This is a genomic window from Psychrobacter cibarius, from assembly GCF_016107535.1.
GTDB classification, from domain to species: domain Bacteria; phylum Pseudomonadota; class Gammaproteobacteria; order Pseudomonadales; family Moraxellaceae; genus Psychrobacter; species Psychrobacter cibarius.
This window is the reverse complement of the sequence record NZ_JABASQ010000003.1, coordinates 77,963-104,713: the sequence shown is the minus strand read 5'-3', so window position 1 is coordinate 104,713 and position 26,751 is coordinate 77,963. Positions and strand designations below refer to the sequence as shown.

The window sequence follows — 26,751 nt, the reverse complement described above, 5'->3', positions numbered from 1 at the left end:
TCAAGTGATAAACTTGGTATCTATTCACTTCGCTATGTCTTGATATTAGCGTAAGGCTTGCTTCGCTTCACTGATGACGCGAGCGTTGCCTTGGGCTTGTCCTGATTGCAAAATAATTTGCCACAGCGCGCGGCGACGACTGGTATCTTGAGAAACACTCAGACCACGGCGTGCCATGGCTTCTGCCTTGCGCGGCTGGTTCTTTTTCAATGCCACTTGTGCCAAATAGAAATACACCGCAGAAGATTTAGGTGCTAGGCGCTGAGCACGGGTAAAGCTGTTTTCAGCATTGGTCAGTTTGCCAGCTTTTAGTTGACTGATACCTGCTTGCATCAAATTGCGAAATGCTGGCAAGTTACTATTGTTAGTGGTAGCTTGCTGTGTCCGTTGCTGCGAGTTTTTTCTTGCCTGTTCTAGCAATTCGTTGTGTGACGGTGCTGACGGCTCAGAGATGATGTAGTCATCACGCGAAGGGATGATAATAACTGGATCAGGTTGGGTCAACACAGGATTAGATGGTGTAAATACAGGTGTCTCTTGAGTCAACGGATTGGTTGATTCGGCTGGTTCGGAGGAATTATAAGGCTCAATGGGGTAGTCGTCCTCTGTTCTGACAATGGGCGCTTGCGTCACAGTCGCTATGGGGGCTTTAGCTGTTTGCGATGATGGCAGCGTTTGAGTCGGTACGGTTTTCATCACGGTAGGCGCAGTCTGACAAGCGCTCAAACTCAACATGCCAGCTAGAGCACTGACTGCCAGCATCGTATTGGCTGGCTTGATTTTGATAGACCGCGTTATGACGGCTGACCTAGCTGACACAGTTTGCTTGAGAAATAACATTAGATTGAGACCTTTTTTAAGTTTCACAAATAACTTTAGAACCATTCAACGGCACGATCATACCAAGTATCGGCACGACTTTCTGCATCATTACCATTTGAGCCATCACTGTTTTCTTGGTTGTCGCTATCAACAGCTTCGCCATTTGGAATCTCTAAACCTTCACTACGGCGCTGCTGGTTTTGTTCACGAGCACGATCTTGTTGATATAAGCCGACAGCGCAACTGCTGGCTTCTTCTGGTAAATATGCCGACAGGACAGGCAGATAGCGTGCATCAGCACAGCGCTCATTAGACAGCTTGCCTGAGTTGTTCTCTAACCACAACCATTCAATACCTTCAGGCTCTGGTAGTGCCACAGGCGTCAGCTTCAAGCGATTCATATAGTCAACCCAAACTGGCAATGCGCCAGTACCGCCGCTTAAACCAATTGGCTTGTTATCATCACGGCCAACCCAAACCACACTGACATAGTTGCCACTGTAGCCTGCAAACCAAGCGTCGCGGTAATCATTTGTGGTTCCTGTTTTGCCAGCAAGATTTAGATTGCTACCAAGTGATTGCACGCGTTTGGCAGTACCGTTTTTGACCACATCTTGTAAAGCATAGTTAATTAAGAAATTGGTCTCAGGCGGAATACTACGCTGAGTGTTGAGTCCAGTACGTTGTAAAATACGACCACGGTCATCAATGACGGTGCGAATACTATGGATAGGCGTACGGAAGCCACCAGTTGCAAAGACTTGATAGACACCAAGCATGTCCATTGGACTAAGATTAACAGAACCTAACAGTGCTGACGGGTAGGGTGGTATTTTTTCTTTAATACCCATGCGCTGTAACTGCTTGGCAAAGGTATCGACCCCAAACTCCATACCTAAGCGTACCGTTGCTTGGTTATAAGACTTTGATAAAGCGGTGGTAAATGGCACATAACCATGGTCACGATTGTCATAGTTCTTGGGGTTCCATTTAGTACCATCGCTTAGATTCACAGTAATCGGTGAGTCATCGACTGAGCTTGCAAGATTATAGCGTCCACTTTCAAGTGCTGTCATATAAATAATAGGCTTCAATAACGAACCCACTTGGCGCTTGGCATCGACCGCACGGTTAAAGCCGGTAAATTCACTGCCACTGCCCACCACAGAGACCAGCTCACCAGTCTCAGGATTGGCACTCACTAGAGCACCTTGCAAGTCTTTGGTTTTGCTACTGTTACGACGCAGCTCACCCAATTTTCTATCAACTGCTTTGTCTGCGGCTAATTGTGCAATAGGGTCTAAAGTACTGATAATGATAAGACCTTCATTCTTGAGATCATCAGAATAGTACACGGTATTCAGCTCGCGCTTGACGATATCCAAAAAGTCCGGGAATTGACTTTTGCCTTCGACAGGTTTGTCCACGACACCAAGAGGCTGCTTTAGCGCTTTCTCATAGTCTTCTTGACTGAGTGAGCCAACGGCCAGCATGTTGCCCAGCACGACGTCACGGCGCGCTTTTGAATCGTTTGGATGGCGACGTGGGTTGTAGATACTCGGGCCTTTTGCCATACCGACTAGCAGGGCTTGCTGATCCAAGCGCAGCTCATTCAGTGGTTTATCAAAGTAAAACTGTGATGCCAAGCCAAAACCATTAATAGAGCGGTTGCCGTTTTGACCCAAATAAATCTCATTGAGGTACGTTTGTAGAATTTCATCTTTGCTATAATGTAGCTCGAGCAATACTGCCATTAACGCTTCGTTGGCTTTGCGCTTCAGCGTACGGTCTGAATTGAGATAGAAGTTTTTAATCAGCTGCTGAGTGATGGTCGAGCCGCCTTGTCTAGAGCCACCAGAGAAGTTGTTCAGTACGGCGCGTGCAATGCCTCGTATAGAGACGCCTTTGTGCTCATAAAACGCACGGTCTTCCGTGGCTATTAACGCATCAATGAGTGGTTGTGGTACTTCATCTAACGAGACGACTAAACGATCTTCATTACTGTCAGGATAAATGCCACCGATACTCACCGGCTCTAAGCGAATGATGCCGCTTTTGGCAGGCAAAGTGCTTTGTACGGACTCAATCTTGTTACCAGCAATGGTCATTTTTATGACTTGCTCTTTATCCACATCGTTGGCGCTATAAGTAAAACCGCGAGTATGAATAAAGTAGGTATTACCTGATCTATGATAGGTTCCCGTGCGATCATAAGCTTTGTTGCTCTGATAGTTCAGCAACTCCAGCCATGTCTTCATCGTATCTTTGTCGACACTCGCGCCTTGATACAATTCAAGCGGCTGCGAATACACTTTAGCAGGAATATCCCAGCGCTTACCCTCAAACTTATGAGTAATGGTGCGATCAAGTTTGATTAAATATAGCGCCAAGAGCACCATGCCAGCAATAATGACAATTAAGATAAGACTACTAAATACCAACCCACGCTGCTGTGAAGGGAGCGTGTGGTTAACAGATTTAGAGGACTGTGTTAACTTGGTATTTGGTAACTTGGAATTGGATGTTTGCACTGATGTCGCACCATTTTGGTATAAAAAACTGCCTCATAATGACGCAAATTGACAAATTTTTCAATCTATCATCGTCAACGCAGGCATTCATTGATTTTAAGCTGTGAGTGGTTATGCTCTTCACAGCACTTGCTTATAGTATAATCTCTGTTAAAACACGGTCATTGCTAAAAAAGCATTAAAAGCTTTAGATTGACAGTATCATTGGCATATAAGTGTCATATTAGCTTCATGTCACCATGTCACATAGCCATGCACGATAGCAGTTTAGAGATGCGCCAACGATGTGTTTTTTATGAATTAACCGCTACTGTTATTGTTTTATTTTTTGTGAGCCGTGCTGAGAGTTATTTAAAATAGCTGTTTTAGATAAGTCTTCTGCATAGGCGTTTAGTCTCGTTAGTGATAGTAAGTTTACTTAAAGCGAATAAGGTTCGAGCAAACCTGTCTAAAGGAAGTAAGCGCGATTATGTCCAATGTCCCATCATCAATGGCATCGACCACCAGCCAGCATTATGAAGATAACTCTATCATCGAAGGTTTAGTACTGCCACTCGCAGGTCACTGTTTCCATTGCGGTGATCCTGTACCGCAGCCGCCGTTCCATGCCAAGATATTGGGTAAGCTGCGTGAGATGTGCTGTATGGGCTGTCAGTTAGCCTCTCAAAGCATCGTAGAGGCAGGACTTGAGCAGTATTATCTGGATCGCTCAGAGATTAATCGTACGGCGAGTCTACCGACGCAGTTGACTCGCCTTGAGGCGTATGACCATGACGAGATCAAATCACAATTCGTCTATGCTCAAGACGGACTGTCGGTTGCAGAGCTGTCCGTCAATAACCTACGCTGCGCGGCATGTACTTGGCTAATTGAGTCGCGTCTCGATGAGCTAGAGGGCATCAGTAAATGTCAGGTGAATTTGACCAATCAGCGTATGCGTGTGATTTGGAACGAGGATAAGCTGCCGATCAGCCGTATTCTTGCCACCATTAATGAAATCGGCTATGAAGCCAAGCCTTATCGTCAAGATACGCATGAGGCGATGCTGGCGCGTCATAACAACCAAATGCTGATAAGATTGGGCATTGCCGCGTTGGGCTCGATGCAAGCGATGATGTATGCCGTTGCCATCTATTTTGGTGAATACAGTGATATGCTAATATTTCAGCGTGATTTTTTGCGCTGGGTATCTTTATTTGTCAGTACGCCCGTCTTCTTCTATGCGGGTATCCCGTTCTTTACCTCAGCGTGGTCGGCAATTCGTGCCCGTCAAGTTAATATGGATGTACCCGTCAGTATCGCGCTGATTGTGACTTTTTTCGCGAGCCTATATGCGACCATCACTGGGCAAGGGGAAACCTATTACGATTCGGTTAGTATGTTTATTTTCTTTTTACTGGCAGGGCGTTACATTGAGCATAATGCCCGCCTAAAAGCCGCCACCATGGCCAATGACTTGGTCGTGGTTGAGCCAGTACTGGTACAAAAAATTGCGGAAGATAAAGAAGCCGCCGCGCTTATATTACAGCAGTTAAAGAAAAATGAGCTCGAAAAAACAGCTGTAAATGAAGACGTGAGTAATCAAGTCAGTAATTTGGATACAAGGGAGGCGAGCACATCAGCCAATCCAACGCCTAATTTTATGCAAAGCATGGATGCCAATGTTCATCAGCTCACATCAAAAATTGCACAAGACTGGCAACGCACGCGTACTCAAAAATCAGCCATATCAACAACAGCAGATGAGGCAAAAGAAAAGAAAATGGTCACCGCCCATAGTTTGCAAGTAGGTGATATCATTTTAGTTGAGGCTGGCTCTGAAATCATCAGCGATGGTATTTTGCTGAGTCAGATCGCTACCGTGTCGCAAAGCCTGTTGACGGGTGAGGGCGACTTGATTATCAAGAGCCAAGGTGACTATATCGTTGGCGGTGCACAAAACGATAGCCAACCGTTTGAGATGCTGGTCACAGCATTGCCAGCAGACAGCCAAATTGGCTTGATTGATCGTCTGATGAACCGTGCCATGAGTGAAAAGCCCAAACTGGCACAGCAGGCTGATAAGCTGGCACGCTGGTTTGTGGCGCGTATTTTAGTATTGTCTGTCTTGGTATTCATTGGCTGGTATATCGTTGACCCAAGTCAAGCGATTTGGGCTACGGTCGCGGTATTGGTCGCGACTTGCCCTTGTGCACTGTCTTTAGCGACGCCAATTGCGCTGACGGTCGCGACCAATCGATTGGCAAGCTATGGCTTTTTGACGACGCGTGGACATACGCTACAAACGCTCGCTGAAATCACTCATGTCGCTTTTGATAAAACAGGCACACTCACTTATGGTAAGCCAAATTTATTAAATATTGAGCTGCTTAAAGACAATGATATTGCAACGGCTACAGATGAGCAAAAAGATACGCTATTAGCAATCGCCGCTGCCTTAGAAGTGGGCAGTCGCCATCCTATTGCATACGCGCTGCTTACCGCTGCCTATCAGTTGCATTTGCCATCGACGCAGGCCTTACAGCATTATCCAGCAGGCGGTGTCGAGGCAATGATTGATGGCGTATTATATCGAATTGGTCATGTGGATTTTGCGTTGAACGATGCTGATAATGATATGGTTATCGATTTATTATCACAGCGCGCCAGCTCAGCGGTGGTTTTATCTTGTCAACAAAATGATTCGTTCACTTGGCAAGCGCTGGCATGCTTCTATTTCAATGATAAGGTGCGTGATAGTGCCAAAGCCATGCTCGATACGCTTAAAGAGTTGGGTATTGAAACAGTTATGTTGACTGGTGACCCAAGCCCGCAAGCGCTGGTATTGGCTGAAAGTTTAGGAATGCATTCTGCTTACAACGGTCTGTCGCCAACAGACAAGGTCACTCACATTCAAAAGCTACAGGCGCAAGGTGGCGTAGTGTTGATGGTGGGAGACGGTATCAACGATGCGCCAGTGCTAGCAGCAGCAGATGTCTCAACTTCTATTGCGGGGGCGGCAGATTTGGCACAAGTATCGAGTGACAGTATTATCTTAAATGGTCAAATCGACGCTATTACTGCGGCTAAGCGTATCTCTGATAAAACGGAACGTATTATCAAACAAAACTTCCGCTGGGCACTCATTTATAATGGCAGTGTGCTAATACCAGCAGCGTTAGGCTATGTGCCACCTTGGCTGGCTGCTATTGGTATGTCATTAAGTTCATTGTTTGTGGTTTTAAATGCGCTGCGCTTAAAGCGTGCTTAATACCCATTCAAAAAACGATTAGCTGCGTCAAACTTACTTAGCCTACTAATGTATAGTCAAAGAAACATAAAACCGATACGATTGTATTATGGTGCTGCTGGGATAAAATTTTACTTGCTTGCTGTATTCACAGAGGCTGCGAAAATTTTATCCCAGCAGCACTGTAGCGATTTAAAAATACTTTGACTATAGTACTGAGATTAATCTTCCTTGCTAATCAAGTTTTTGCAAACAGTATGTCTATCATAAGTATTTAACTTTACCCATAAAAAAACCGCCTTTAACTATATACATAGCTAAGGCGGTTTTTTATTTAAATAACGATCTGATTTAAATAATGATTAACTGGTTTTTAGACTAGTCTTGTAAGTAGCTAAGCAAACGCATAAATTCAATGTACATCCACACGAGCGTGGCAAGAATACCAATACTAAATAACCATTCGTAATCTTCTGATACGCCCATTGCCACACCGCGATCGATATTATCGAAGTCTAATAACAGCGTGAAAGAAGCGATAACAATCACAAATAGGCTAAAGCCGATAGCGATAGCACCACCTTCAAATAAGAAGGGTAAGCTTGAACCAAACGCTAAAGAAAGTACCCATTGCGCCACATAAACTAGCATAATCGCAATCAATGCTGAAGTCACAATTGAGCGGAACTTTTCAGTCACCTTGACCAGACCTGAGCGATATAGCCCTAACATAACGGCTGCCGTCACAAAAGTGGCACACATAGCGGTCACTGGCACGCTTGGATACATCCGCATAAAGAACAGCGAGATGCCACCTAAAAATATGCCTTCTAACAGTGCATAAGGCACCGCAAAGGTTTTGGCCTTATGTGGTTTAAAAGTGATAAAAAGCGCGAGACCAAAAGCGGCAAACATACTACCGAAAGCAGCCATCGTAATAAAGCCTTGCGACAAGCCTGCCATAAGGGCATAAAAGAAAAAGCCCACACCAGTGATCGCAGATAATCCAAGTAATAGACTGGTCTTTTGAATCACGCCCTTGACCGTCATTGGCTTACCGCCGATCGCAAGTTCTGCGCGACTGACAATAGGATTGGCCATAAAGTTGTCCTTAATAAAATATAAATAATAGTGATGCTAGCTACTTTAGCAAAACCGCCATTATTGTCAACTGTGTTTACGTGACAGCCATCAAGGCCTCACGACCTTATGGAGCTATTATTAGTTGATGTATTTTGGCGTATTGCCTAGCTAAACAAACACGTTTAAGAGTAACGTGCGATGGCTTTTATATGGGGTTGATTACGACAGTTAACAACGATAATTCATAAACATGCTAGTCTAAACGCTCGTTTATCGCTATCATTGGCGAGTACTTTACCGTTATGCCGAGTCGTTTTATGGAAAACTCAGCGCAATCCGCAAGATTGCCGCACTTACATGAATCAGAGCTGTTCCACGCTATCAAAAACCCTGCTTTTAGGCGTATTGGGCTCATGGGCCGCGCTGGTAAACGCAGTGTCACTCAAAGCTTGGTGCAAATTGCCCAGACTATCAATGAGATGAATCTCACATTGATTATGGATGTGCAGACGGCGAACTTGCCTACTTTGAACCTTACTGAGATTGAAAAGGTCAAAATCGTTAAGCGTAGTCTAATCGGCGAGATTTGTGATTTGGTTATCGTTGTTGGCGGTGATGGCTCGATATTGCACGCGGCTGAAGCGTTGGCACGCTACCGTGTACCCGTGCTCGGCGTCAACCGTGGTCGGCTTGGTTTCTTAGCGGATGTAAAACCTGATGAAGCGGCGTTTAAATTGCGCCAAGTATTGATGGGTGATTATCAGTTGGATCATCGTTTTCTATTGACGATGGAGATACGGGAAGGGCGCACTATTATTCATGAAGATATGGCGCTCAATGATATCGTATTGCATGCGGGAAAATCGGTTCATATGATTGATTTTCAGATGAAAATCGATGGTCAAGATGTCTACCGTCAGCATAGTGATGGTTTGATTGCAGCAACGCCTACCGGTTCAACGGCCTATGCACTCTCTGGCGGCGGCCCCATCATCCATCCGAGTATGGATGCTATCTGTTTGGTGCCCATGCATCCCCATACGCTGTCTAGCAGACCGATTGTGGTGAGCGGTAATAGCGAAGTGTGCATTCGCATTCACGAAGACAATCGCACTCAGCCGATGGTCAGTGCCGACGGCAAGCCAAGCGTGCCACTTGAGCAAGAGCAACGGCTCTATATTCGTAAGCATCCAGATAAGCTTACTTTATTGCACCCGCCAGGGTTTGATTTTTATGAAGCTTGTCGCACCAAATTGCACTGGAACGTCCATGCTGAGGAATTCAGTCTTGACGTGGATGATGATATTATGGACGACGAATAAGTGTCTCTTTTATATAAAAACGTTATAGAAAATATGTTATAAAAAATAGTGGTGGAGAATAGGTAGGATGGATAAGCAAACGATATTAGCAAGTTTAACGCCAGAAGTGGTGGATAAATTCCGCATGGCGATTGAGTTGGGTAAGTGGCCTGATGGTCGCAAGCTGACGGCTGAGCAGCGCGAAACCTGTATGCAAGCGGTGATGGTGTGGGAACACGAGCATCTACCACCTGCTGAGCGCACAGGCTATATTCATAAGCCAGTCAAAGACGATGGTTCTATCGTCGGGGCAGAATGTGATGTCGAGCATGAGCATCATTATCCAAACATGCCTAACCCTAAAGGTGCGGTACAACCGGTTAAGTTTCGTGATAAATAGACTGATGGCTAAATTTTCTAATAAAAAATGAAGCACATAAAAAAGGCCACGCTAATCAGCGTGGCCTTTTCTTATTTAATAACTTTTTAAAGCGCCGTCGTATCAACACTAGGACGAACCGTTAATGGGTTTTTTTGCATCAAAAACCCTTGCCAGCCCCAATGTAAAAAGTTGCGGATATTGGCATGATCAGTACCGTTAGGAGTTGCTTGAACTTTGGCATAATGCTCGCCAAAAAGTTTTAGCGTGTCCAATTGATTTAAACCATGGTGCTTGGCAAAGCCAAAAATTTTCGCACTACCTTCATTTTCACCAGCTGCATTGTGTACCATACCGTTCACAAACGGGGCAGGTGCGTAGCGATAAAAATCATCAATAAAACTGATGACATCATTGAATCCAATGGCTTTTTTATCCAAACCATTAAGTAGAGCCGATACATCTGATTGGCGGATACTCATAAATAAATGACCTCAGAGCAGATTAAAAAAGTGAAAGTATGTAACTTAGCGATTGAAATAGTCTTCGTCATCAAATGAAGGCGCAAAATTGCCTTGCTCAAGATGTTGCATTTGCGACTGTACAGAACGCTCATGCTGAATACGTTGGTAAATCTCTTCGCGGTGTACGGCAATATCTTTCGGTGCATTTACACCGATACGTACTTGATTGCCTTTGACACCTAGGACAGTCACACTGACCTCATCACCAATCATTAGCGTTTCGCCCACGCGGCGTGTCAAAATTAACATGCGTCACACTCCTTATGTCGCATCAACAAATTATTACTCATCAGATTACTTCTCAATTGCAGGACATTACCGCAGCACTAGAAAGACAATGTATCAATGATAACCACAATGCTTACTGTTGTGCCAATAGCGGTAATGATAGGTAGATTCATTTAGCCCAAATGAAAGCCCCATTATAGGGGGCATAACAGAGACTGTCACGGGTTTTCACAAAACTATTGGGTAAATAGTTACCCTAGCAATAATAAAAAATAAAAATAGGATCTAAAAAGACCCTATTTGATTTAATACATTGTTGAAAGTAAGTGATAATGACTTAATGCATAACTGTTGATGCTAAATCGATTATTTTAAGCGTTTTAAAATAAGTTATAGCCCAGCGATTTTACTTTCGCCATCTTCACGATCCAGACCAAATGCGGTATGTAGTGATTTAACGGCTTTTTCTAAATACTGTTCTTGGATAAGGACAGACACTTTGATTTCGCTGGTTGATATCATTTGAATATTGATATTGTTTTCAGCAAGCGTTTGGAACATGAGACTCGCAACACCAGCATGAGAGCGCATACCGACGCCGACTAAAGAGACTTTAACGACTTCATCATTAGCCAATATCTCTTTAGCACCGATCTCATCTTTGACTTCATTTTCCAGTACTTTCATGGTTTTGTCCATGTCAGTACGGTTGACAGTAAAAGTAAAGTCGGTGGTGCCGTTGGTAGAGAGGTTTTGCACTATCATATCAATTTCGATATTGGCACGACCAATCGGGCTTAGGATAGCGGAGGCAATACCAGGATGATCAGGTACACCGCGCACGACTATTTTTGCTTCGTCTCGATTAAAAGCGATACCTGAGATGATTGCCTGTTCCATATTGTCTCCTTCGTCTATCGTAATTAGGGTGCCGACATTGTCTTGAAATTCTTGGTCGAAGCTACCATCGTTGTTTTCATCAAAGCTAGATAATACGCGCAGTGGCACACCATATTTACCGGCGAATTCTACCGAACGAATCTGTAAAATCTTAGAGCCAAGACTTGCCATCTCTAGCATTTCTTCAAAGGTAATTTTTTCAAGTTTTTTGGCTTTTGAGGTCACACGAGGGTCAGTGGTATAAACGCCATCAACATCGGTATAAATCTGACATTCATCAGCACCCAAGGCAGCAGCAATAGCGACACCTGTGGTATCAGAGCCGCCGCGCCCTAATGTGGTCGCGTTGCCTTCGTCGTCAATACCTTGAAAGCCTGCGACGATGACGACATTGCCTGCATCGAGTTGCTCACGGATATTTTTGTCATCGATACTTTCGATACGGGCTTTATTGTGCGCATTATCGGTTCTAATCGCGACTTGACGACCAGTAAATGAACGAGCGCCTACACCAAGCTCTTTAATCGCCATGGCAAGCAATGAAATCGATACTTGCTCACCGGTTGAGACCATTTGGTCGTATTCACGGGGGTCAGGCTGAGTGCTAATTTGGCGTGCTAGATCAATCAAACGATTGGTTTCGCCGCTCATAGCAGAGACGACAACAACTATTTGATGACCGTTGTCATGCCAGCGTTTGACTCGTTTGGCGACGTTTTTGATGCGGTCGATACTGCCCATCGAGGTGCCGCCGTATTTCTGTACTATTAACGCCATAAAAATCTACCTATTATTCATTAATGGCCTTTTATTATCATCAATGAGAGCCAATATGCGGATGTGACGCTCAATCAATGCTTGTATAGATAAAGCCGTATTATAAGAATTGCGCCCATGCTTTTTGTTTATGTATTCAGTAGTGCTGACTAGGTAATGCACGCACGATGCATATAAACGTTGACCTTTATATCATATCTACGTCACAACGTTAAGTGCCCGTAGCGCTTAGATACATGGCGATTGGTTATAACCGTTATAACTAATCGCGTATTTTATGCGTAGTAGATCCAAGTGATGCTATGTATTCATGTATTTTTCAGGACTAGCTAAGCTGAGTTTCAATCCAAGCAGGTAGGGCGTTGATAACCGCGGTACTGTTGCCAGACTTTGGCGCGCCGCCTTGTGCGTAATCTGGCTTACCACCACCTTTACCGCCCAGCTCACTTGCCAAATGACGAATGATATCACCAGCTTTTACTTTCGCAGTCACAGACTTTGCCACGCTTGCAGCTAAGGCTAACTGTTCGTCTTTATCACCAATTAATACAATCACGCTATCAGGAAGTTTAGATTTAATATCGTCCATCAGGGTGCGGATAGATTTACCGTCGATACCGCTTAAGGTACTGATAAGCACCGGCGTGCCTGCGATGGTCTGTACTTCATCGAGTAAATTGGCTGCTTGGGCGCTGGCAATTTTTTGCTCTAAGCGCTCCAGTTGTTTCTCAAGTTCGCGCTGCTTATCCGCCATGGTACGTACGCGCTGTGCCACTTCAGGACGTTTCACTTTTAGCTGACTGGCAAGCTCGCTCAGCTGCTGCTCACTTTGCTGAATGTTTTTAATCGCATTCATGCCAGTGACAGCTTCAATACGGCGGATGCCAGCAGCAATACCTGATTCGCTGGTAATTTTTAGCACACCAATATCACCAGTACGTTTAACGTGCAAACCACCACAAAGCTCAATAGAGAAGGGCTTGCGCTGACCATCGACGATACTGTCAGTGCCCATGGTTAAGACGCGAACGTCACTGCCATATTTTTCGCCAAACAATGCCATCGCACCTTGTTTCATCGCTTCGTCGATAGACATATTCTCGATGCGAGCAAGGGTGTTGGCTTGAATTTGCTCATTGACTAAGCGTTCGATACGCATAATTTCAGCAGTGCTGACAGGCTTGTCATACGAGAAATCAAAACGTAAGACTTCGCTTGATACTAGCGAGCCTTTTTGCGTGACCGCGTCGCCCAATACTTCTCTTAATGCGGCATGCAATAGATGCGTGGCAGAGTGGTTTTTGGCACTGGCTGCGCGAATACTCGACAAGACTTGCGCATCGGCGGTTTGTTTGGTGTTAATGTCGCCCATGGTCACAACACCATAATGGATGATGGCTTGACCAGATTTTTTGGTATCTTGCACTTCAAAAACGCCCGTTGCAGTGCGAATTTCGCCAAGCTCACCAACTTGACCACCACCTTCGGCATAGAAAGGTGTACGGTCAAGAACTATAACGCCTTCCATGCCCTCAGCTAAGCTATCGGCTGGATTGCCATCTTGATACAGCGCATCAATCGTGACGCCTTCTTCTGCAAGCTGCTCATAACCGATAAAGGTCGTTGGGTTTTCTACTTGAATGACGCTGCTATAATCGACGTCAAATTTGCCAGCATCACGCGCACGCTCGCGTTGCGCTTGCATATGCTCGTCGAACTCAGCTTCATCAATAACAATACCACGCTCACGAGTGATATCCGCAGTCAAATCGATCGGGAAACCATAAGTATCGTACAGTTTAAATGCGGCTTCCCCAGATAACGTGTCGCCATCTTTTAGACCTTCCAGCTCGCTGGCAAGTAGACGTAAGCCTTGAGCCAAAGTTTTGGCAAACTGTGCTTCTTCTTTTTGGATGGCATTTTCAATGACGCTTTGCTTATCTTTTAGCTCAGGATACGCCGTACCCATTTCAGCAACCAAGGGCTCGACCATGTTATAGAAAAACTCACTGTCAGCACCAAGTTTATTGCCATGACGTACCGCACGACGAATGATACGGCGCAGTACATAACCACGACCTTCGTTGCTTGGCGTAACGCCATCAGCAATCAAAAATGAAACAGCGCGAATATGGTCAGCGATGACTTTTAATGACGATTGTTGCTGGTTTTCAATCTCTAAAATCTCAGCCGCCGCATCCATCAAATGTACAAATAAATCTATCTCGTAGTTGCCATGGACGCCTTGCATGATGGCGCTGATACGCTCAAGTCCCATGCCAGTATCTACGCTTGGCGCTGGTAGCGGTAGCATAGAGCCGTCTTTTTGACGATTAAACTGCATAAAGACGCAGTTCCAAATCTCGATATAACGGTCGCCATCTTCTTCAGGTGTGCCCGGTAGACCGCCTTCGATATCAGCACCATGGTCATAAAAGACTTCGGTACAAGGACCACAAGGACCGGTATCGCCCATCGTCCAAAAGTTGTCTGAGGCGTAAGGCGCACCTTTATTATCGCCAATACGGATAATGCGCTCGCTAGGAATACCGATGTCTTTATGCCAAATATCAAAGGCTTCGTCGTCAGTCTCATAAATGGTCACATACAAGCGGTTTTTATCGATTGCTAGCCATTCATCTGAGGTCAAAAACTCCCAAATATAGCCAATACCGGCTTGCTTAAAATAATCGCCAAACGAGAAGTTGCCTAGCATTTCAAAGAACGTATGATGGCGCGCCGTATAACCGACATTATCCAAATCATTATGCTTGCCGCCAGCACGTACGCACTTTTGCGACGTCACCGCACGGGTATAATCACGTGGCTCCATACCCAAAAACGTTTCTTTAAATTGATTCATACCAGCATTGGTAAATAGCAATGTCGGGTCATTGTGTGGAATCAAACTCGATGAGGCGACGGGGGTGTGCTGCTTGCTTATGAAAAAATCGATAAAAGCTTGACGAATATCGGCTGAGCGAAATGGCTGGCTCACAGCGGCTCCTTACTGGCGAATAGAATTGAGTAAAATAATTTTGCAAACGATTTTAGCACAAACGCCCAAGCTCTTGGTACAAGAGTTACAACGGCTAGGTTATTCTGCGCATGTAGATGCTCGATGGATTTGTAGCGCATCAAAGCCAGTTGGTCAAAAAAGCTAATTGGTCAAAATCGCCGCATCAGTCTCGTCCAGTTTATCTTGTATCAATGGATTGGACTCAATGACTTGTACTGGCAAGTAGCGTAGCTGTAGCTTAATGGGTAGATATTCAGGGAAATTCTCTGCCATATCTTGAGTAATAACGGTTTCGATTTGCCGTACATCGTATGAGGTAGGCGTCGTCTCTCCACGAATGACCGCACGTACGATCTTATTTTCTTCTGAAGTATCAAACTGAGTATTGGTCAGTACGTTACCTTTATCGATAAAGTAGCTATTGATGGCTTCTTTGACGCTACTCTCAAAAACCTGCTGCTTGGCGTTGGTCTGTAGGTTGATGGTCAAATACGTCCCCAATCCACCTAACAATAATAACGTCACCGCATTACGGCGTAAAAAGGTCAAATAGTTGCTGGATTTATAATCATCATCGACCAAACGGCGAAAGCCTAATAACCAAAGTACTAAAGCATTGGTAAACTGGATAGCAATAATATTGGTTAGCGCCAGTAGCAGTGCCCCAAGTCCAAGCTGCGTCTCGCCATTGGCAAATAATATCCCACTCGCGGCAAGAGGTGGCACCAATGCAGTGGCTACCGCCACGCCGACCACTGCCACTGATAGGTGCGGTGAAACCATCGCATAAGCACCAGCAGTACCACCCGCTAGAGCAATCATTAAATCCATCGAGGTTGGCTGAGTGCGCGATAATATCTCTGCGGTCAGTGGCTGATCTTTGTGTAACCAGCCGACGATAAAACCAACCAATACCACCAATGACACACCAACGATAACCGTAATCAGTGATTTACGTAGCAATGGCATACGATGATCAATAATCGCTAACGCTATGCCAGTAATGGGACCTAACATCATGGCAACCAACATGGCGCCAATGACGACGGCAGCTGAATTGGTCACCAGTCCATAACTGGCGATGATGGCAGAAAGTATATTCATAATGAAATACATTTTGCTAGGCAGAGCGTTGGCCTCGATTCTGACCCGTACTTCTGGATAGTCTACCTTTTGATTGCTAAATTGCTCGGCAACAAATTGCTTATAAGACTCCAATTTAGCTTCTTTTTCTTCTTTAATCTCGTCTTCTAGTTCTTCCTGATTATCGACTTTATCTTTCACAGTATTTTTTACGATAGTGTCATTATTTTTCGGCGTGTCTGGCTGTTTATCAATTGAGGACGGTTTTGTGTTGTCACTATTTGCTTTGCTTTCTTGCTGAGGGCTATCAGAGATAGGATAAGTGCCCTGTGCATCAGCGGGGGCAATACCCTCTACCGTTACCTCAGCGTCAGCATCTTCTTGAGACGTTTGCTCGGAAGCGTTATCTTCTTTTGCTTGAGCATGTTCTGCTGATACATTTTCTAGATTTTGATGATTGGGCGCTGTTGTCAATTTTAACGATTCATTGGATAGTGGTGTCTCAGGCTCAGTGATTTCACGTTTAGTTATTTCAGACTCATTGTTAGGCTTGGCAGTTTCTAACGTTGCCACTACCTCGTCAGCATCAAGGGACTTTATCGCTATCGTTGTTTCAGGAGGCTGCGCACAAGCCATATCCTCGCCACAGTCATTGTCATCACGAATCTCTGAGCTTTTTGAAGACTCAGTATGTTCGACAGTGCTATCTAGTACAGAGCTACCATCTGCGTCAGTTAGCGCCGCTTTTTTGTCTGGATAATTGGCCGTGCTTGAGGCATCTTTTATAACTGAAGAATCATTAGAGGGTTTGTTTTCAGGTGAGGTCATGGCAGATGGCTTTCTTAAAAAGTAAAAGAAAGACATTATTGTAATGATAAAAAGAGGACAACGTATGGGTTTTTTACGACTAAATAGAGCGCAGTGTCATTAAGTAGTAATACTTAAAATAGTAAAATTATGCATCATTAACTAATAACAATAAAAACCTTAACTCTAACAGGGTTTTTATGCTTAGTCACCTACTATAGCTGGCTCGCAGGTTTATAGGAAACACTTACTTTCTTTGTGGGTTTAGTGTATAAAGGTACTATATCCACAATAAAAATGAGGAATAAGTTATGAACTGGCCATTATTCTCTGTTATCTATTCAATCGCAGCAACCGTTACCATTGGCGTTTTTATGATTGGCGCTTTAGTCACAGGTTTTAATGAAATACCTCATATCCAAATAGCAGTAGCACTAGGCGTTTTGGTGTCTATCCCTGCAGGTATGTTTTTTACCAAAAAAGTTGGTAGCATCACTGGTAATGAAGAAGGCTATAAAGCATAAAAGCGAATAATGTTGTCAATTTAAATGAATAAGTCCGATTATCAGCCATAAAAAAAGACCTTGCTATCAAGGTCTTTTTTTTATTCATCATTTATAACTTATTATTTAAGCTCAACGGTCGCGCCATTTTCGATATTGGCGTAAACCTCTAACACATCCCAGTTGGTCAAACGCACACAACCTGCAGAGGCTTGGCGACTGATGCCTTCAGGCTTTGGTGAACCATGAATACCATATGAAGGTTTAGACAAGCCCATCCATACGACGCCAACAGGGCTATTTGGTCCTGGTGGTAGCATATGTATTTGTTTGTCTGCGCCTTTACCAACGGTTGCTTTATACCAAGGCATTTTCACCTTGTTAATGATTTTAAACGAACCTTGTGGCGATGGTGTGGCATCGCTACCGATTGTCGTTGGGTAAGTAGCCACCAGCTTATCGCCGTTATAAGCATATAATGTCTTATCGGCTTTATTGGCAACCACACGGTTAATACGCTGCTTAAGTGGTGCACGGGTATTTAAAACAGTGATGGTTTCGCCCGCTTTATATTGCTTATTTTTGTTCAGCTTATCTAAATAACGCACATCCATATGGAAGCGCTCACCAAACATCTCTTTAATGTCTTGATAGTATAAGCCTTTCATTTTGGACTTGGCTTCTGAACCTGCAGGTGTGCTGGCAAAGTTGGTCTTGATATCATCTTCAGTGATGGTGTAAGTCACGAGCACAGGCTTGTTGGCAGGGATATTTTTATTTAACGCATCCCACGTTTTTTGATCCATTTTGCCCGTCGCTGGCAGACCTTTCATGGTTTGAAAGTTGATCAGCGCTTTTTTACTGTTCATGCCCCAGCCGCCATCGATGGCGCCAGGAGAAGCATGGTTCCAATCAAGCAGTGCCTGCATTTTGATTGTCATTGCCGAGTTAACTTTCATATTCGGTGTCCATGTGGCACCGTTTACCTGTTTGGCGTAATTCGACAAATTCAGCGTAGTATGTTTTTTACCATTAACATCTTCGATGCTTTTGATAGAAGTATCTGCTGGGCTAGCATCAGATATGGCTGCGGTAGGGGCAGCGACGGCTTGACCTTCACTAATATCGTCAGTGCTATCAGACTGCACATCTTTACGAGCCAGCTCTTCTACCGTCATATTATCAGCACTGACTGCTTGTTGCGCTGTCTCTACATCGACTTCCTGCTTTTCGTCAATCAGCTGAGTCATACGGTCAGGCGTATTAGGCTTTAAAGCAGGCGTGGCTACGACAGGAGCACGACCATCGATTGAGCTACTGCGATTCTCTTGTACATCAAGGCTAACTTTTTTGGCAATGCTAGGCATTGAGTCAGCGGTTCGTACTGGTAGGGTGCGCGTATTATCAGCAGGTGCGGCAACAGCGCTGACACTGGCAGTAACGATAGCAATTGATATAGCGGTAATAAGAGGCTTCATTTTCATCATATTGGGATACTTATGGTTATAACTAATGGGGCTATTATGCGCATAATTTGAATGCTTCGCAAACTTTTGACACATCTTTTTTCATTAAAGTCTTGCCAAACGTCAACCGTTGACGTATTCACTACAGTTGGGCAATAACTGAGCGAGGGTATGCATAAGATGATGCGCTATTCTTACTTACAATCCTCATTATTCACATTGTTTTTAGAGCCATTTTTATGAATATAAAACTGCAAAAATTGGCGCAACTTAGCGTTTATGTCTATAATGGTGAATAAATTTTTATTTAATAGATCGGCTTTTAATAAAAGGCGTTTTAACCCATCCGCATGTAGTCAGTGAACATGTAATCAGCAAGGTGCGATATGTCAGAAGACCAAACAATGAGCGCAGAAGAGTTTCAAAATCAATACTTCAATGACGATGGTCTAGAGAGTGAAATGGTGTTTGATTTAGAGAGTGGGATTCTGGGTGAAGACGATCAATTTGCCAATTTGCCTGCAGAATTAGAAGAGGCCCGCGAGCAATTGGTCAGTATTCGTGATTTTATTCGCTTTTCGGTTACCCAGCTTCGTAATTATGATGTGGTCGTTGCACAAGGCACCACCGATGAGTTTGCTGAAGCATCCGCCATTGTTTTGCATTCTCTGGCTTTAGACTGGTCAGCCAATGAGCAGATTCTCGATTGTCGCTTGACTACCTCAGAGAAGCAGTTGGTACTGAGTTTATTAGAAGAGCGTATCGCTGAGCGTAAACCATTAAGTTATTTGATTAATTTATCCTACTTCTGTGATTTGCCTTTTTATGTCGATGAGCGGGTGCTAATTCCAAGATCGCCTATCGCAGAATTGATTCGTCAGCAGTTCCATCCATATTTTGATGTCAATGAGCTTGCCAAACCACTTGGTAAGAGCGTCAACGAGCAGGCTGCTGCATTTTATGATCACGGTTTAGAGGTCAAGCAGCTGTCGCAGCCTGAGCGTATTTTAGATTTATGCACTGGCTCTGGTTGTATTGCTATTTCACTTGCGACGCGTTTTGTTGATGCGCTGGTTGATGCTGTTGATATCGATAAAAGTGCGCTTGAAGTAGCCATGGTTAACGTCGATCATCATGATCTTGGGCATCAGGTTAATGTGATTGAGTCCGATCTGTTTGCTAAGATTCCTGCTGAACACCAGTATGAGTTGATCGTCACCAATCCGCCGTATGTTGATGCGGCTATCATGGCAGAGCTGCCACCTGAATTTTTATATGAGCCAGAGCATGCGCTAGCCGCGGGTCAAGATGGGCTGGATTTGGTGCATCGTATTTTGTTTGAAGCGCCAGATTATCTGAGCCCTGAAGGCTTGCTTGTCTGCGAAGTGGGCGATAGCGAATGGGCATTAAAGCAAGCCTATCCTGAAATCCAGTTTGATTGGTTGAAATTTGCCCACGGTGGTCACGGTGTCTTTGCGATTACCTATGATGAGCTCATGGCACATCGTGAGCTGTTTGCTGCTTATGTACAACTGTTAGATAGCATTTAATAGAGCTATCGAGTACTAGAACTGTTGAGTAATAAAACCATCGAGATTTACGTGATACTTAAAAATCTACTTCATTTGTTTAAGGATAAATATGGCAGGCAATAGCGTTGGACAGGTTTTTACAGTCACCACGTGCGGCGAGTCGCATGGTGCAGGTCTTATGGCAATCGTCGATGGCGTGCCACCGGGTTTGGCCTTATCTGCAGATGATTTGCAAATCGATTTAGATCGCCGCAAACCGGGCACGTCTAAATACTCTACCCAGCGCCGCGAGTCCGATGAAGTTGAGATTATCTCTGGTGTGTTTGAGGGTAAGACGACTGGTACGTCTATTGGCCTGCTGATTCGTAATACCAATCAAAAATCCAAAGACTATGGCGAGATTAAAGACACGTTTCGCCCCGGTCATGCCGACTATACCTATAGCATGAAATATGGCTTTCGTGATTATCGTGGCGGCGGGCGTTCCTCAGCGCGCGAGACTGCGATGCGCGTGGCGGCAGGTGCTATCGCTAAGAAATATCTACAAGAGCGCTTAGGTGTGCAAGTCCGTGGTCACGTCACCCAAATTGGCAATGAGTACAGTAATGTCCTAAACCCAAGCCAAATTGATTGGGACTTTGTGAACAGCAATCCGTTTTTTTGCGCCGATGCCGATGCTGTCAGTCGTTTTGAGACCTTGATAGACAGTTTACGCCGTGAAGGCACTAGCTGCGGTGCCCGTCTTGAGATTATCGCTAGCGGTGTGCCAGTCGGACTTGGCGAGCCAGTATTTGATCGTTTGGATGCAGATATTGCCCATGCGATGATGAGCATCAATGCCGTAAAAGGCGTTGAGGTCGGCGACGGCATGGCCGTGGCAGGACAGTTCGGTCATAGCTCTCGTGATGAGCTGACGCCAGACGGTTTTACTGCAAATCATGCTGGTGGTATTTTGGGCGGTATCTCTTCAGGGCAAGACATCCGTGTCAGTATCGCGCTTAAGCCAACCTCTAGTATTACGACGGCTGGCAAGAGTATCAATACACAAGGCGAGTCGGTTGATATGCTAACTAAAGGTCGTCATGATCCTTGTGTAGGGGTACGTGCCACACCTATCGCAGAAGCCATGCTGGCTATCGTTTTGCTCGATCATTATTTGCGCCATCGCGGTCAAAATGCGGATGTTAAGCTGCCAGTAGCATCTATTACTTAGATTGTTTACCGTAAAATTATAAACCCTCTATCATTTCTTGTTAGAAATAATAGAGGGTTTTTTTTGACTGATTTTTTATAAATAATTAACAAGCCAGCAATTCAGTTAATAAGATTTAATCATTAAATTGAATGAATTTTTAAGCCGCTATTTGATAGTGGTCAATAGCCACACATTGCTGGTGGCGAAATACCAATAGCAGTTGTTGACTGGGAATGGCTAACCAATGCCCAAAAGCGATACTATCAATCCCTTCACCTGACAGCGCTTGTAGGCAAAAATGGCGACTACCACCTAAACAGTTTTTTATAATTTGGTTTTGTTCAATAGCTTCTTTCATGGTCTTTCTATCCTTAATATGGATTACGAATTTGAATAACGCTATCGTAAAACAAGCAGATAGAAAACCTGTGTAGGAATGATGGAAAATCCATGAACTGGCATTATTGCTAATCGAAAATAATTTAATGAATTTGAGTAACTGTCTATTTTATCTAAGCCTCTATTCTTTAGTCAAAGGCAAGGTAATACTAACCATCACGCCTGAATATCGCTTAATAGCAGCGTTTTTTTCATTACTATTGTGACTACTGTCATCGCTATTTGCTTGAATATTAGTAATGGCCACATGACCGCCATGATGCTCAATAACTTGTTTCACAAGGGTTAGACCAAGGCCAGTGCCTTTTTTTAAGGTATTGCTAGCCATGCTAGGCGGTGTTTGCGTAGTATCGGATGTTGAGTGACTCTCTGCTGAAAAGTCTGATAGATGCTCTGAGGTTTTTTCAGCAGCTTGACTCTGATGCGATAAGCTAAAATAACGGTCAAACGCTTTATCAACGGCATACTCAGGGAGCAATTTACCATTATTAAAGATATCAATAGTCACAGTTTGCGCTGAACCATGTCGCGCGATGCTGTGCAGATAAATAACGACTGTGCTATCGGCAAAATGAATGGCATTGTCCAATACATTTTGCAGCACTTGTACCAACCAAAACTGATCAGCGAAAACGCTAGTATTTGCCAAGGCATCTGGCGATAAAGTCGCTGTTTCAGTCACCCGTTTATTATTAAGATAGATGTCGATAGGCGCTAGGTGCTGCTGTTGCAATTTAGCGCTATTGTCTTTTGCAAGGGTTTGCAACAACGGTAGTAGAGGGGTCAGCTGGCGATTCAGCTTAAAGCTCGGTTGCTCAACCTTAGCAAGTAATAGCAGCCGATCAATCAATTGTTGCATTTTGATGCTTTGTTCACCAATGGACTGGATGAGCATCTGTTGATCTTCTTTATCGAGCCCGTCGTCTTCTAGCAACTCACTACTGGCACGAATGGCGGTTAACGGACTTTTGAGCTCATGGGTCAGGGTATGAACATAGTCGGTGACATAGGCGCGATTTTCCAATCGATGTTTCATAGACTCAATGGTATCTGTTAGGCTATTAAGTTCATGACCTAAGTAAAAATAGGGTTTTTTGGTGTCTTCTGCCAGTGCACTGGTATATTGGGTCACAAGGCTGATACTTTGCTTGAGCCACCATGCGACCAGTCCTGCTAATATAAGGGCAGCAATACTCATGAGCAGTGCTGTGATAAGCATGCGATTGCGCGTATCGTCCAAATAAGGCAACACGCTAGCGACAGGTTTGCCAACGCTGATGATACCAATCAAGTTGCCAGTTTCATCCTTTATCGGCTGTGCCACATACATGACCGTACCGTCGCGCTGATTATGATCTAGCGTTGTACTTCTCGCGCCATACTGACCATTTAACGTTAGATAGACATCATTCCAGCGGCTGTAATCTTGTCCTTCATCATTGTCAGGTTCGGGTAGTGAGTCGTATATGACAATCCCTTTATCATCGGTGACATATATCCGAAAGCTGCTAGGGCTTTTATTTTTATATTCTGGATCTGTTGTTTTACTTATCGTGGGCGTGCCGATAAATGCCGCATCGAGTTTCGTTTGATACTGCTCATCGTATAATTGTCCTGAAGATAACGGCATCTGCAAACTTGCCGCTAGCAATTTGCTGGTATCTAACAACGTATCTTCGATGACTTGCTGCGCCGTCGGTTTGACATAACCAAACAGCTGAGTAAATACGACCACACCGCAGATAATCAGCACTAACGCCAACGCGAGCCAAATCCTAAAAAATATACTTAAATTCAGCAGTCGTTTTGGTTTAGTCGTTTGCTGCGCGGTGCCGATAGGATGCAGTTTTGCATACCAATTACTTTGGCTGGCATGTGTGCTGTTATCAGCCTTATTAATATGAGTATTAGGATGGCTATTAGCACTATCGTTGGTTTTATGATTCATATTTTCAGGTATATTATTTGACGTTATAGAATATCGGTTTTAATCAAAATATGGCTATAGGCAGTGCAGCTAGGCGGGACACAAGGCGTAACCCAAGCCGCGATGGGTATGGATAACATCGATGCTGGCATCGACAGTCGCCAGCTGCTTACGAATGGACTTGATATGACTGTCTATGGTTCTCGCCAAGCGATGATCGGGATAGTCGCTCACAGCGCCGAGCAGTTGCTCACGGCTAAAGACTTGATTGGGCGCTTTTAACAGAGTTAATAAGATTTTGCGTTCTGTGTTACTCAGCTCAAGCTTTTTCTCTTGCCATATCAAGGAGTAATTGAGTAGTTGGTAATGCCAGATGCCAGATTGACATTCAAAGGTTAACGCTTGCCCTGACATATTATTTGGATAGGCAGGGTTGACTGTATCGCTGGCTTCTGTTGTATGGGAGGTGGAGGACTGAGACAATAATTGCTCACGTCGCCAAATGGCTTTTAGACGGGCGACCAACTCGCGCGGGCTAAATGGCTTGGCACAATAGTCATCGCCGCCCATCTCTAAACCCAAAATACGATCGACCTCATCGCTACGAGCCGTCAAGAAGATGATAGGAATGTCTTTTAAGCCAGCAATATCAGGGGTGTGGCGTATTTGTTGACAGAGACTGAGACCATCGCCATCTGGCAGCCCAACATCCAAAATAATCGCCGATAGATCTTGCGCTTCAGCACTTTTATGTAAATTGCGCAGCATTGGTAATACACTGCTGGCATTATCGAGCCAAGTGATTTGCCAGCCTTCACGCTTGCAAGTGACTTTCAGTGACATCGCGATAGCAGGATCGTCTTCTACCAGTAAAATATGGGTCATAAGCTCTATATCGCTATATAAAGAAAAACTATTTAAGATGAAGGGGTTATTAATATCTAATGAGATACGAACATTGAAAAATGAGTGTAGGGCATCATACAGTAGATAGAGTCAGTAGCTATGTTAATAAATTTATCGTAGCATAAAAGTAGCACTCGCTTTTATTATCAGGCCTTAAAAGATGTGAAAAGTTGATGGAAATAGGCATTATTAGCGAAGACTTTTTTGACTAGCGGTTTTGATGAAAGGCTGTAAAATAATCAGTATTATTATAAAAAATATTGAAATATAGTGCGAATGTCAGTTTTACTAAAAATAAGTTTGATGTACCTACCATTTTTATTTAAAGGAATTTAAAAATATGAGTGACTATTTAGATGCGGTCATCGTTGAGCATAATCCAACGCAAAAAAAGATAGATAGAGCCGTTATTTGGCTACATGGTTTGGGCGCGAGTGGTCATGATTTTGAGCCAGTGGTACCACAGCTCGGTTTAGCGGATAATATGGCAGTGCGTTTTATTTTCCCGCATGCACCAAAGCGCCCAGTGACGGTGAATGGTGGTATGGTCATGCCAGCATGGTACGACATCTTAGAGATGAGCCTAGAGCGTAAAGTCGATGTCGCTCAGATTGAAGAGTCTGCGCAGCAAATCCTTGATTTGATCAGCCGTGAGATAGAGCGTGGTGTTAAGCCTGAACACATTGTAATCGCAGGATTTTCGCAAGGCGGTGCAGTGGCATATCATGTGGCACTTGGCTACCCGCATCGTTTAGCTGGTTTGATGACACTCTCTACTTATCTAGCGACTAATGATAATATTAGCTATAGCGCTGCTAATAAAGACATGCCAATATTGATTGAGCATGGTAGGCATGATCCAGTTGTTCCTGTAATTTTGGGCGAGCAGGCGCAGCAGTTATTATCCGCTAAAGGCTATAATGTTGTTTATCATACTTATCCGATGGCACATCAAGTTTGCATGCCGCAGATTGAAAATATCGGTAAATGGCTCGATAAAGTACTGGCTTAGAGAGTGCAGCTGTAACGTAATGTAATATAGATATTATATATGTTGAAAGTCGACCTATAAGTCCTATATAATAGATGACCTTATTGGGGATGTTCTGGCTTCGACGCTGGTAATGAAACTCAATGATGCATGTCGAGAGTATATGTCCTCTCGTTAATCAAACATATATTGTTATAGTCGCAAACGACGAAAATTACGCTCTAGCAGCTTAAACCCTGTTTACATGGTTTAAACCTGTTTACTTAGTTGCTGATCACCTACAGTTGGTCAACTAAGTTGAAGCGTCCGCATGTAGGCTCGCCACAAGTGATTGTCTCAATCGCTTGGGTTCAAAAGTAGAGAATCGTCCAATCCATCCTGACTGTCGGATCGGTGCGGATTAAAACTAAAGACAGAAACTAAACATGTAGATTCATGAGCGTAATGCTGGCGGACGCGGGTTCAACTCCCGCCATCTCCACCAAATATTTTAAATAAAGTCAGTCACTTAGGTGGCTGGCTTTTTTTATGACATGATTTTGACATGATTGGCTGGTAAGAGAGCGTCATTGTTTGCAACTTTATTATCAAGGCAAGCTTTGTATTAACTGAATAACAAAAAATCACTGTAGCAGCAAGATATTACGCTTTTTTATTGATATTCAATGAGATGGGTTTGCCATCTCATTTTTTTGATCTTAATCAATGCCAAGTCCATTTTTCAGTGTAGGGTCAAGATCAAACATATGTCTTTGAAGCTCTTCAACATCTTTGTTGAAATCTTCTAGGGTTTCTATACCTCTAGATACATTGGAATCTCCGGAAGGTTGCTTGCTGATTGCCAGTTGATGGTCTTTTTTGTGTCGCCACATAAATGCAGATATCACATAAACACAGTATTCAGATAGAAGCATAATTTCTGCGTAATTCTTTGGAACATCTGCATCAAAGTATCTCTTATCTAAACACGTTGGTTTTCCTTGATCGCTATCGTCGCGGAAGCCATGAGCTAACACAGTGTTTCTTAAACCCTGAATCCCAGGCCAGCTTTTAAGTCTTTTAATTGCTGGGGCTGTTATTTTCATCGTATCTCGAATATATGGATCGTCCTTTGCATAATGGTTAAATCTTTTGTACTCATCCAAGAAT

General features: G+C 44.0%; 19 protein-coding genes, 1 other RNA gene and 1 pseudogene. 8 read left to right on the top strand and 13 right to left on the bottom strand.

The features are described from left to right. Window positions 1-45: 45 nt before the first annotated feature. Together JFC08_RS03740 and mrcB are read right to left on the bottom strand one after the other, a co-directional pair. Entirely contained in the window at window positions 46-840 is a 795-nt protein-coding gene (locus JFC08_RS03740) for a tetratricopeptide repeat protein (RefSeq protein ID WP_198329750.1), read from the bottom strand. A gap of 35 nt (window positions 841-875) precedes the next feature. Continuing rightward, a complete protein-coding gene (mrcB, locus tag JFC08_RS03735) occupies window positions 876-3,353 on the bottom strand; it encodes a penicillin-binding protein 1B (protein ID WP_060490725.1) in 2,478 nt (825 codons plus the stop codon). Window positions 3,354-3,822: 469 nt separating this feature from the next. Between mrcB and JFC08_RS03730 the strand changes: the two genes are divergently transcribed. Further along, window positions 3,823-6,603, top strand: coding sequence for a heavy metal translocating P-type ATPase (locus tag JFC08_RS03730; protein WP_198329749.1), 2,781 nt, complete (start codon window positions 3,823-3,825; stop codon window positions 6,601-6,603). A 357-nt stretch (window positions 6,604-6,960) separates the two neighbouring features. On the opposite strand, the gene JFC08_RS03725 is transcribed toward JFC08_RS03730, so the two are convergent. Then, complete coding sequence (locus JFC08_RS03725; protein ID WP_193012950.1) at window positions 6,961-7,683, bottom strand: Bax inhibitor-1/YccA family protein; 723 nt, start codon at window positions 7,681-7,683, stop codon at window positions 6,961-6,963. Window positions 7,684-7,982: 299 nt separating this feature from the next. Here JFC08_RS03725 and JFC08_RS03720 point away from each other — a divergent pair, with 299 nt between their 5' ends. Both JFC08_RS03720 and JFC08_RS03715 read left to right on the top strand, forming a co-directional pair. Beyond that, complete coding sequence (locus JFC08_RS03720) at window positions 7,983-8,987, top strand: NAD(+) kinase (protein WP_227675922.1); 1,005 nt, start codon at window positions 7,983-7,985, stop codon at window positions 8,985-8,987. A gap of 67 nt (window positions 8,988-9,054) precedes the next feature. After that, window positions 9,055-9,366, top strand: coding sequence for a YeaC family protein (locus tag JFC08_RS03715; RefSeq protein ID WP_045451872.1), 312 nt, complete (start codon window positions 9,055-9,057; stop codon window positions 9,364-9,366). An 86-nt stretch (window positions 9,367-9,452) separates the two neighbouring features. Here the strand turns inward: JFC08_RS03715 and JFC08_RS03710 are convergent, their stop codons facing one another. The 5 genes and pseudogenes from JFC08_RS03710 to JFC08_RS03690 form a co-directional block, all read right to left on the bottom strand. Further along, window positions 9,453-9,827, bottom strand: coding sequence for a HopJ type III effector protein (locus JFC08_RS03710; protein ID WP_045445094.1), 375 nt, complete (start codon window positions 9,825-9,827; stop codon window positions 9,453-9,455). Window positions 9,828-9,950: 123 nt separating this feature from the next. Next, a pseudogene (gene csrA, locus JFC08_RS03705) lies at window positions 9,951-10,118 on the bottom strand (carbon storage regulator CsrA); the annotation flags it as partial. Window positions 10,119-10,487: 369 nt separating this feature from the next. Continuing rightward, window positions 10,488-11,774, bottom strand: a complete 1,287-nt coding sequence (locus tag JFC08_RS03700; RefSeq protein ID WP_198329748.1) for an aspartate kinase — start codon at window positions 11,772-11,774, stop codon at window positions 10,488-10,490. A 325-nt stretch (window positions 11,775-12,099) separates the two neighbouring features. Next, window positions 12,100-14,772: an alanine--tRNA ligase gene (gene alaS / locus JFC08_RS03695; protein WP_198329747.1), complete on the bottom strand. Its 2,673-nt coding sequence runs from the start codon at window positions 14,770-14,772 to the stop codon at window positions 12,100-12,102. A 162-nt stretch (window positions 14,773-14,934) separates the two neighbouring features. After that, entirely contained in the window at window positions 14,935-16,704 is a 1,770-nt protein-coding gene (locus JFC08_RS03690; protein ID WP_198329746.1) for a DUF389 domain-containing protein, read from the bottom strand. 290 nt (window positions 16,705-16,994) lie between these two features. Here JFC08_RS03690 and JFC08_RS03685 point away from each other — a divergent pair, with 290 nt between their 5' ends. Next, entirely contained in the window at window positions 16,995-17,207 is a 213-nt protein-coding gene (locus JFC08_RS03685; RefSeq protein ID WP_087814154.1) for a hypothetical protein, read from the top strand. Window positions 17,208-17,308: 101 nt separating this feature from the next. Here the strand turns inward: JFC08_RS03685 and JFC08_RS03680 are convergent, their stop codons facing one another. Beyond that, entirely contained in the window at window positions 17,309-18,748 is a 1,440-nt protein-coding gene (locus JFC08_RS03680) for a L,D-transpeptidase family protein (RefSeq protein ID WP_060490730.1), read from the bottom strand. 290 nt (window positions 18,749-19,038) lie between these two features. Here JFC08_RS03680 and prmB point away from each other — a divergent pair, with 290 nt between their 5' ends. Together prmB and aroC are read left to right on the top strand one after the other, a co-directional pair. After that, a complete protein-coding gene (prmB, locus tag JFC08_RS03675) occupies window positions 19,039-20,202 on the top strand; it encodes a 50S ribosomal protein L3 N(5)-glutamine methyltransferase (protein ID WP_198329745.1) in 1,164 nt (387 codons plus the stop codon). A 91-nt stretch (window positions 20,203-20,293) separates the two neighbouring features. After that, complete coding sequence (gene aroC / locus JFC08_RS03670; protein WP_198329744.1) at window positions 20,294-21,397, top strand: chorismate synthase; 1,104 nt, start codon at window positions 20,294-20,296, stop codon at window positions 21,395-21,397. Between the two features lie 139 nt (window positions 21,398-21,536). Here the strand turns inward: aroC and JFC08_RS03665 are convergent, their stop codons facing one another. The 3 genes from JFC08_RS03665 to JFC08_RS03655 all read right to left on the bottom strand — a co-directional run bounded on the left by JFC08_RS03665 (window position 21,537) and on the right by JFC08_RS03655 (window position 24,590). Beyond that, window positions 21,537-21,737: a hypothetical protein gene (locus JFC08_RS03665; protein ID WP_045445106.1), complete on the bottom strand. Its 201-nt coding sequence runs from the start codon at window positions 21,735-21,737 to the stop codon at window positions 21,537-21,539. Between the two features lie 162 nt (window positions 21,738-21,899). Further along, window positions 21,900-23,726 (bottom strand): two-component system sensor histidine kinase CreC, encoded by a 1,827-nt coding sequence (gene creC, locus JFC08_RS03660; RefSeq protein WP_198329743.1) that lies wholly within the window; start codon window positions 23,724-23,726, stop codon window positions 21,900-21,902. Window positions 23,727-23,795: 69 nt separating this feature from the next. Next, window positions 23,796-24,590 (bottom strand): response regulator, encoded by a 795-nt coding sequence (locus JFC08_RS03655; RefSeq protein ID WP_198329742.1) that lies wholly within the window; start codon window positions 24,588-24,590, stop codon window positions 23,796-23,798. Between the two features lie 361 nt (window positions 24,591-24,951). On the opposite strand from JFC08_RS03655, the gene JFC08_RS03650 reads away from it, so the two are divergent. Together JFC08_RS03650 and ssrA are read left to right on the top strand one after the other, a co-directional pair. Then, window positions 24,952-25,623, top strand: coding sequence for an alpha/beta hydrolase (locus JFC08_RS03650; protein ID WP_198329741.1), 672 nt, complete (start codon window positions 24,952-24,954; stop codon window positions 25,621-25,623). Between the two features lie 85 nt (window positions 25,624-25,708). Beyond that, window positions 25,709-26,086, top strand: a transfer-messenger RNA (tmRNA) gene (ssrA, locus tag JFC08_RS03645). 214 nt (window positions 26,087-26,300) lie between these two features. Here the strand turns inward: ssrA and JFC08_RS03640 are convergent. Next, window positions 26,301-26,687, bottom strand: coding sequence for a hypothetical protein (locus JFC08_RS03640; RefSeq protein ID WP_146192882.1), 387 nt, complete (start codon window positions 26,685-26,687; stop codon window positions 26,301-26,303). Window positions 26,688-26,751: the final 64 nt, after the last annotated feature.

Excerpts from the sequence above, each read along its gene's own strand:
- JFC08_RS03640 (WP_146192882.1), bottom strand. The coding sequence starts at position 26,687 with ATGAAAATAACAGCCCCAGCAATTAAAAGACTTAAAAGCTGGCCTGGG.
- prmB (WP_198329745.1), top strand. The coding sequence starts at position 19,039 with ATGTCAGAAGACCAAACAATGAGCGCAGAAGAGTTTCAAAATCAATAC.
- JFC08_RS03680 (WP_060490730.1), bottom strand. The coding sequence starts at position 18,748 with ATGTGTCAAAAGTTTGCGAAGCATTCAAATTATGCGCATAATAGCCCC.
- JFC08_RS03700 (WP_198329748.1), bottom strand. The coding sequence starts at position 11,774 with ATGGCGTTAATAGTACAGAAATACGGCGGCACCTCGATGGGCAGTATC.
- JFC08_RS03715 (WP_045451872.1), top strand. The coding sequence starts at position 9,055 with ATGGATAAGCAAACGATATTAGCAAGTTTAACGCCAGAAGTGGTGGAT.
- JFC08_RS03655 (WP_198329742.1), bottom strand. The coding sequence starts at position 24,590 with ATGACCCATATTTTACTGGTAGAAGACGATCCTGCTATCGCGATGTCA.
- JFC08_RS03730 (WP_198329749.1), top strand. The coding sequence starts at position 3,823 with ATGTCCAATGTCCCATCATCAATGGCATCGACCACCAGCCAGCATTAT.
- JFC08_RS03690 (WP_198329746.1), bottom strand. The coding sequence starts at position 16,704 with ATGACCTCACCTGAAAACAAACCCTCTAATGATTCTTCAGTTATAAAA.
- JFC08_RS03740 (WP_198329750.1), bottom strand. The coding sequence starts at position 840 with ATGTTATTTCTCAAGCAAACTGTGTCAGCTAGGTCAGCCGTCATAACG.
- JFC08_RS03720 (WP_227675922.1), top strand. The coding sequence starts at position 7,983 with ATGGAAAACTCAGCGCAATCCGCAAGATTGCCGCACTTACATGAATCA.
- JFC08_RS03685 (WP_087814154.1), top strand. The coding sequence starts at position 16,995 with ATGAACTGGCCATTATTCTCTGTTATCTATTCAATCGCAGCAACCGTT.
- JFC08_RS03725 (WP_193012950.1), bottom strand. The coding sequence starts at position 7,683 with ATGGCCAATCCTATTGTCAGTCGCGCAGAACTTGCGATCGGCGGTAAG.
- JFC08_RS03665 (WP_045445106.1), bottom strand. The coding sequence starts at position 21,737 with ATGAAAGAAGCTATTGAACAAAACCAAATTATAAAAAACTGTTTAGGT.
- JFC08_RS03650 (WP_198329741.1), top strand. The coding sequence starts at position 24,952 with ATGAGTGACTATTTAGATGCGGTCATCGTTGAGCATAATCCAACGCAA.
- JFC08_RS03710 (WP_045445094.1), bottom strand. The coding sequence starts at position 9,827 with ATGAGTATCCGCCAATCAGATGTATCGGCTCTACTTAATGGTTTGGAT.
- aroC (WP_198329744.1), top strand. The coding sequence starts at position 20,294 with ATGGCAGGCAATAGCGTTGGACAGGTTTTTACAGTCACCACGTGCGGC.
- creC (WP_198329743.1), bottom strand. The coding sequence starts at position 23,726 with ATGAATCATAAAACCAACGATAGTGCTAATAGCCATCCTAATACTCAT.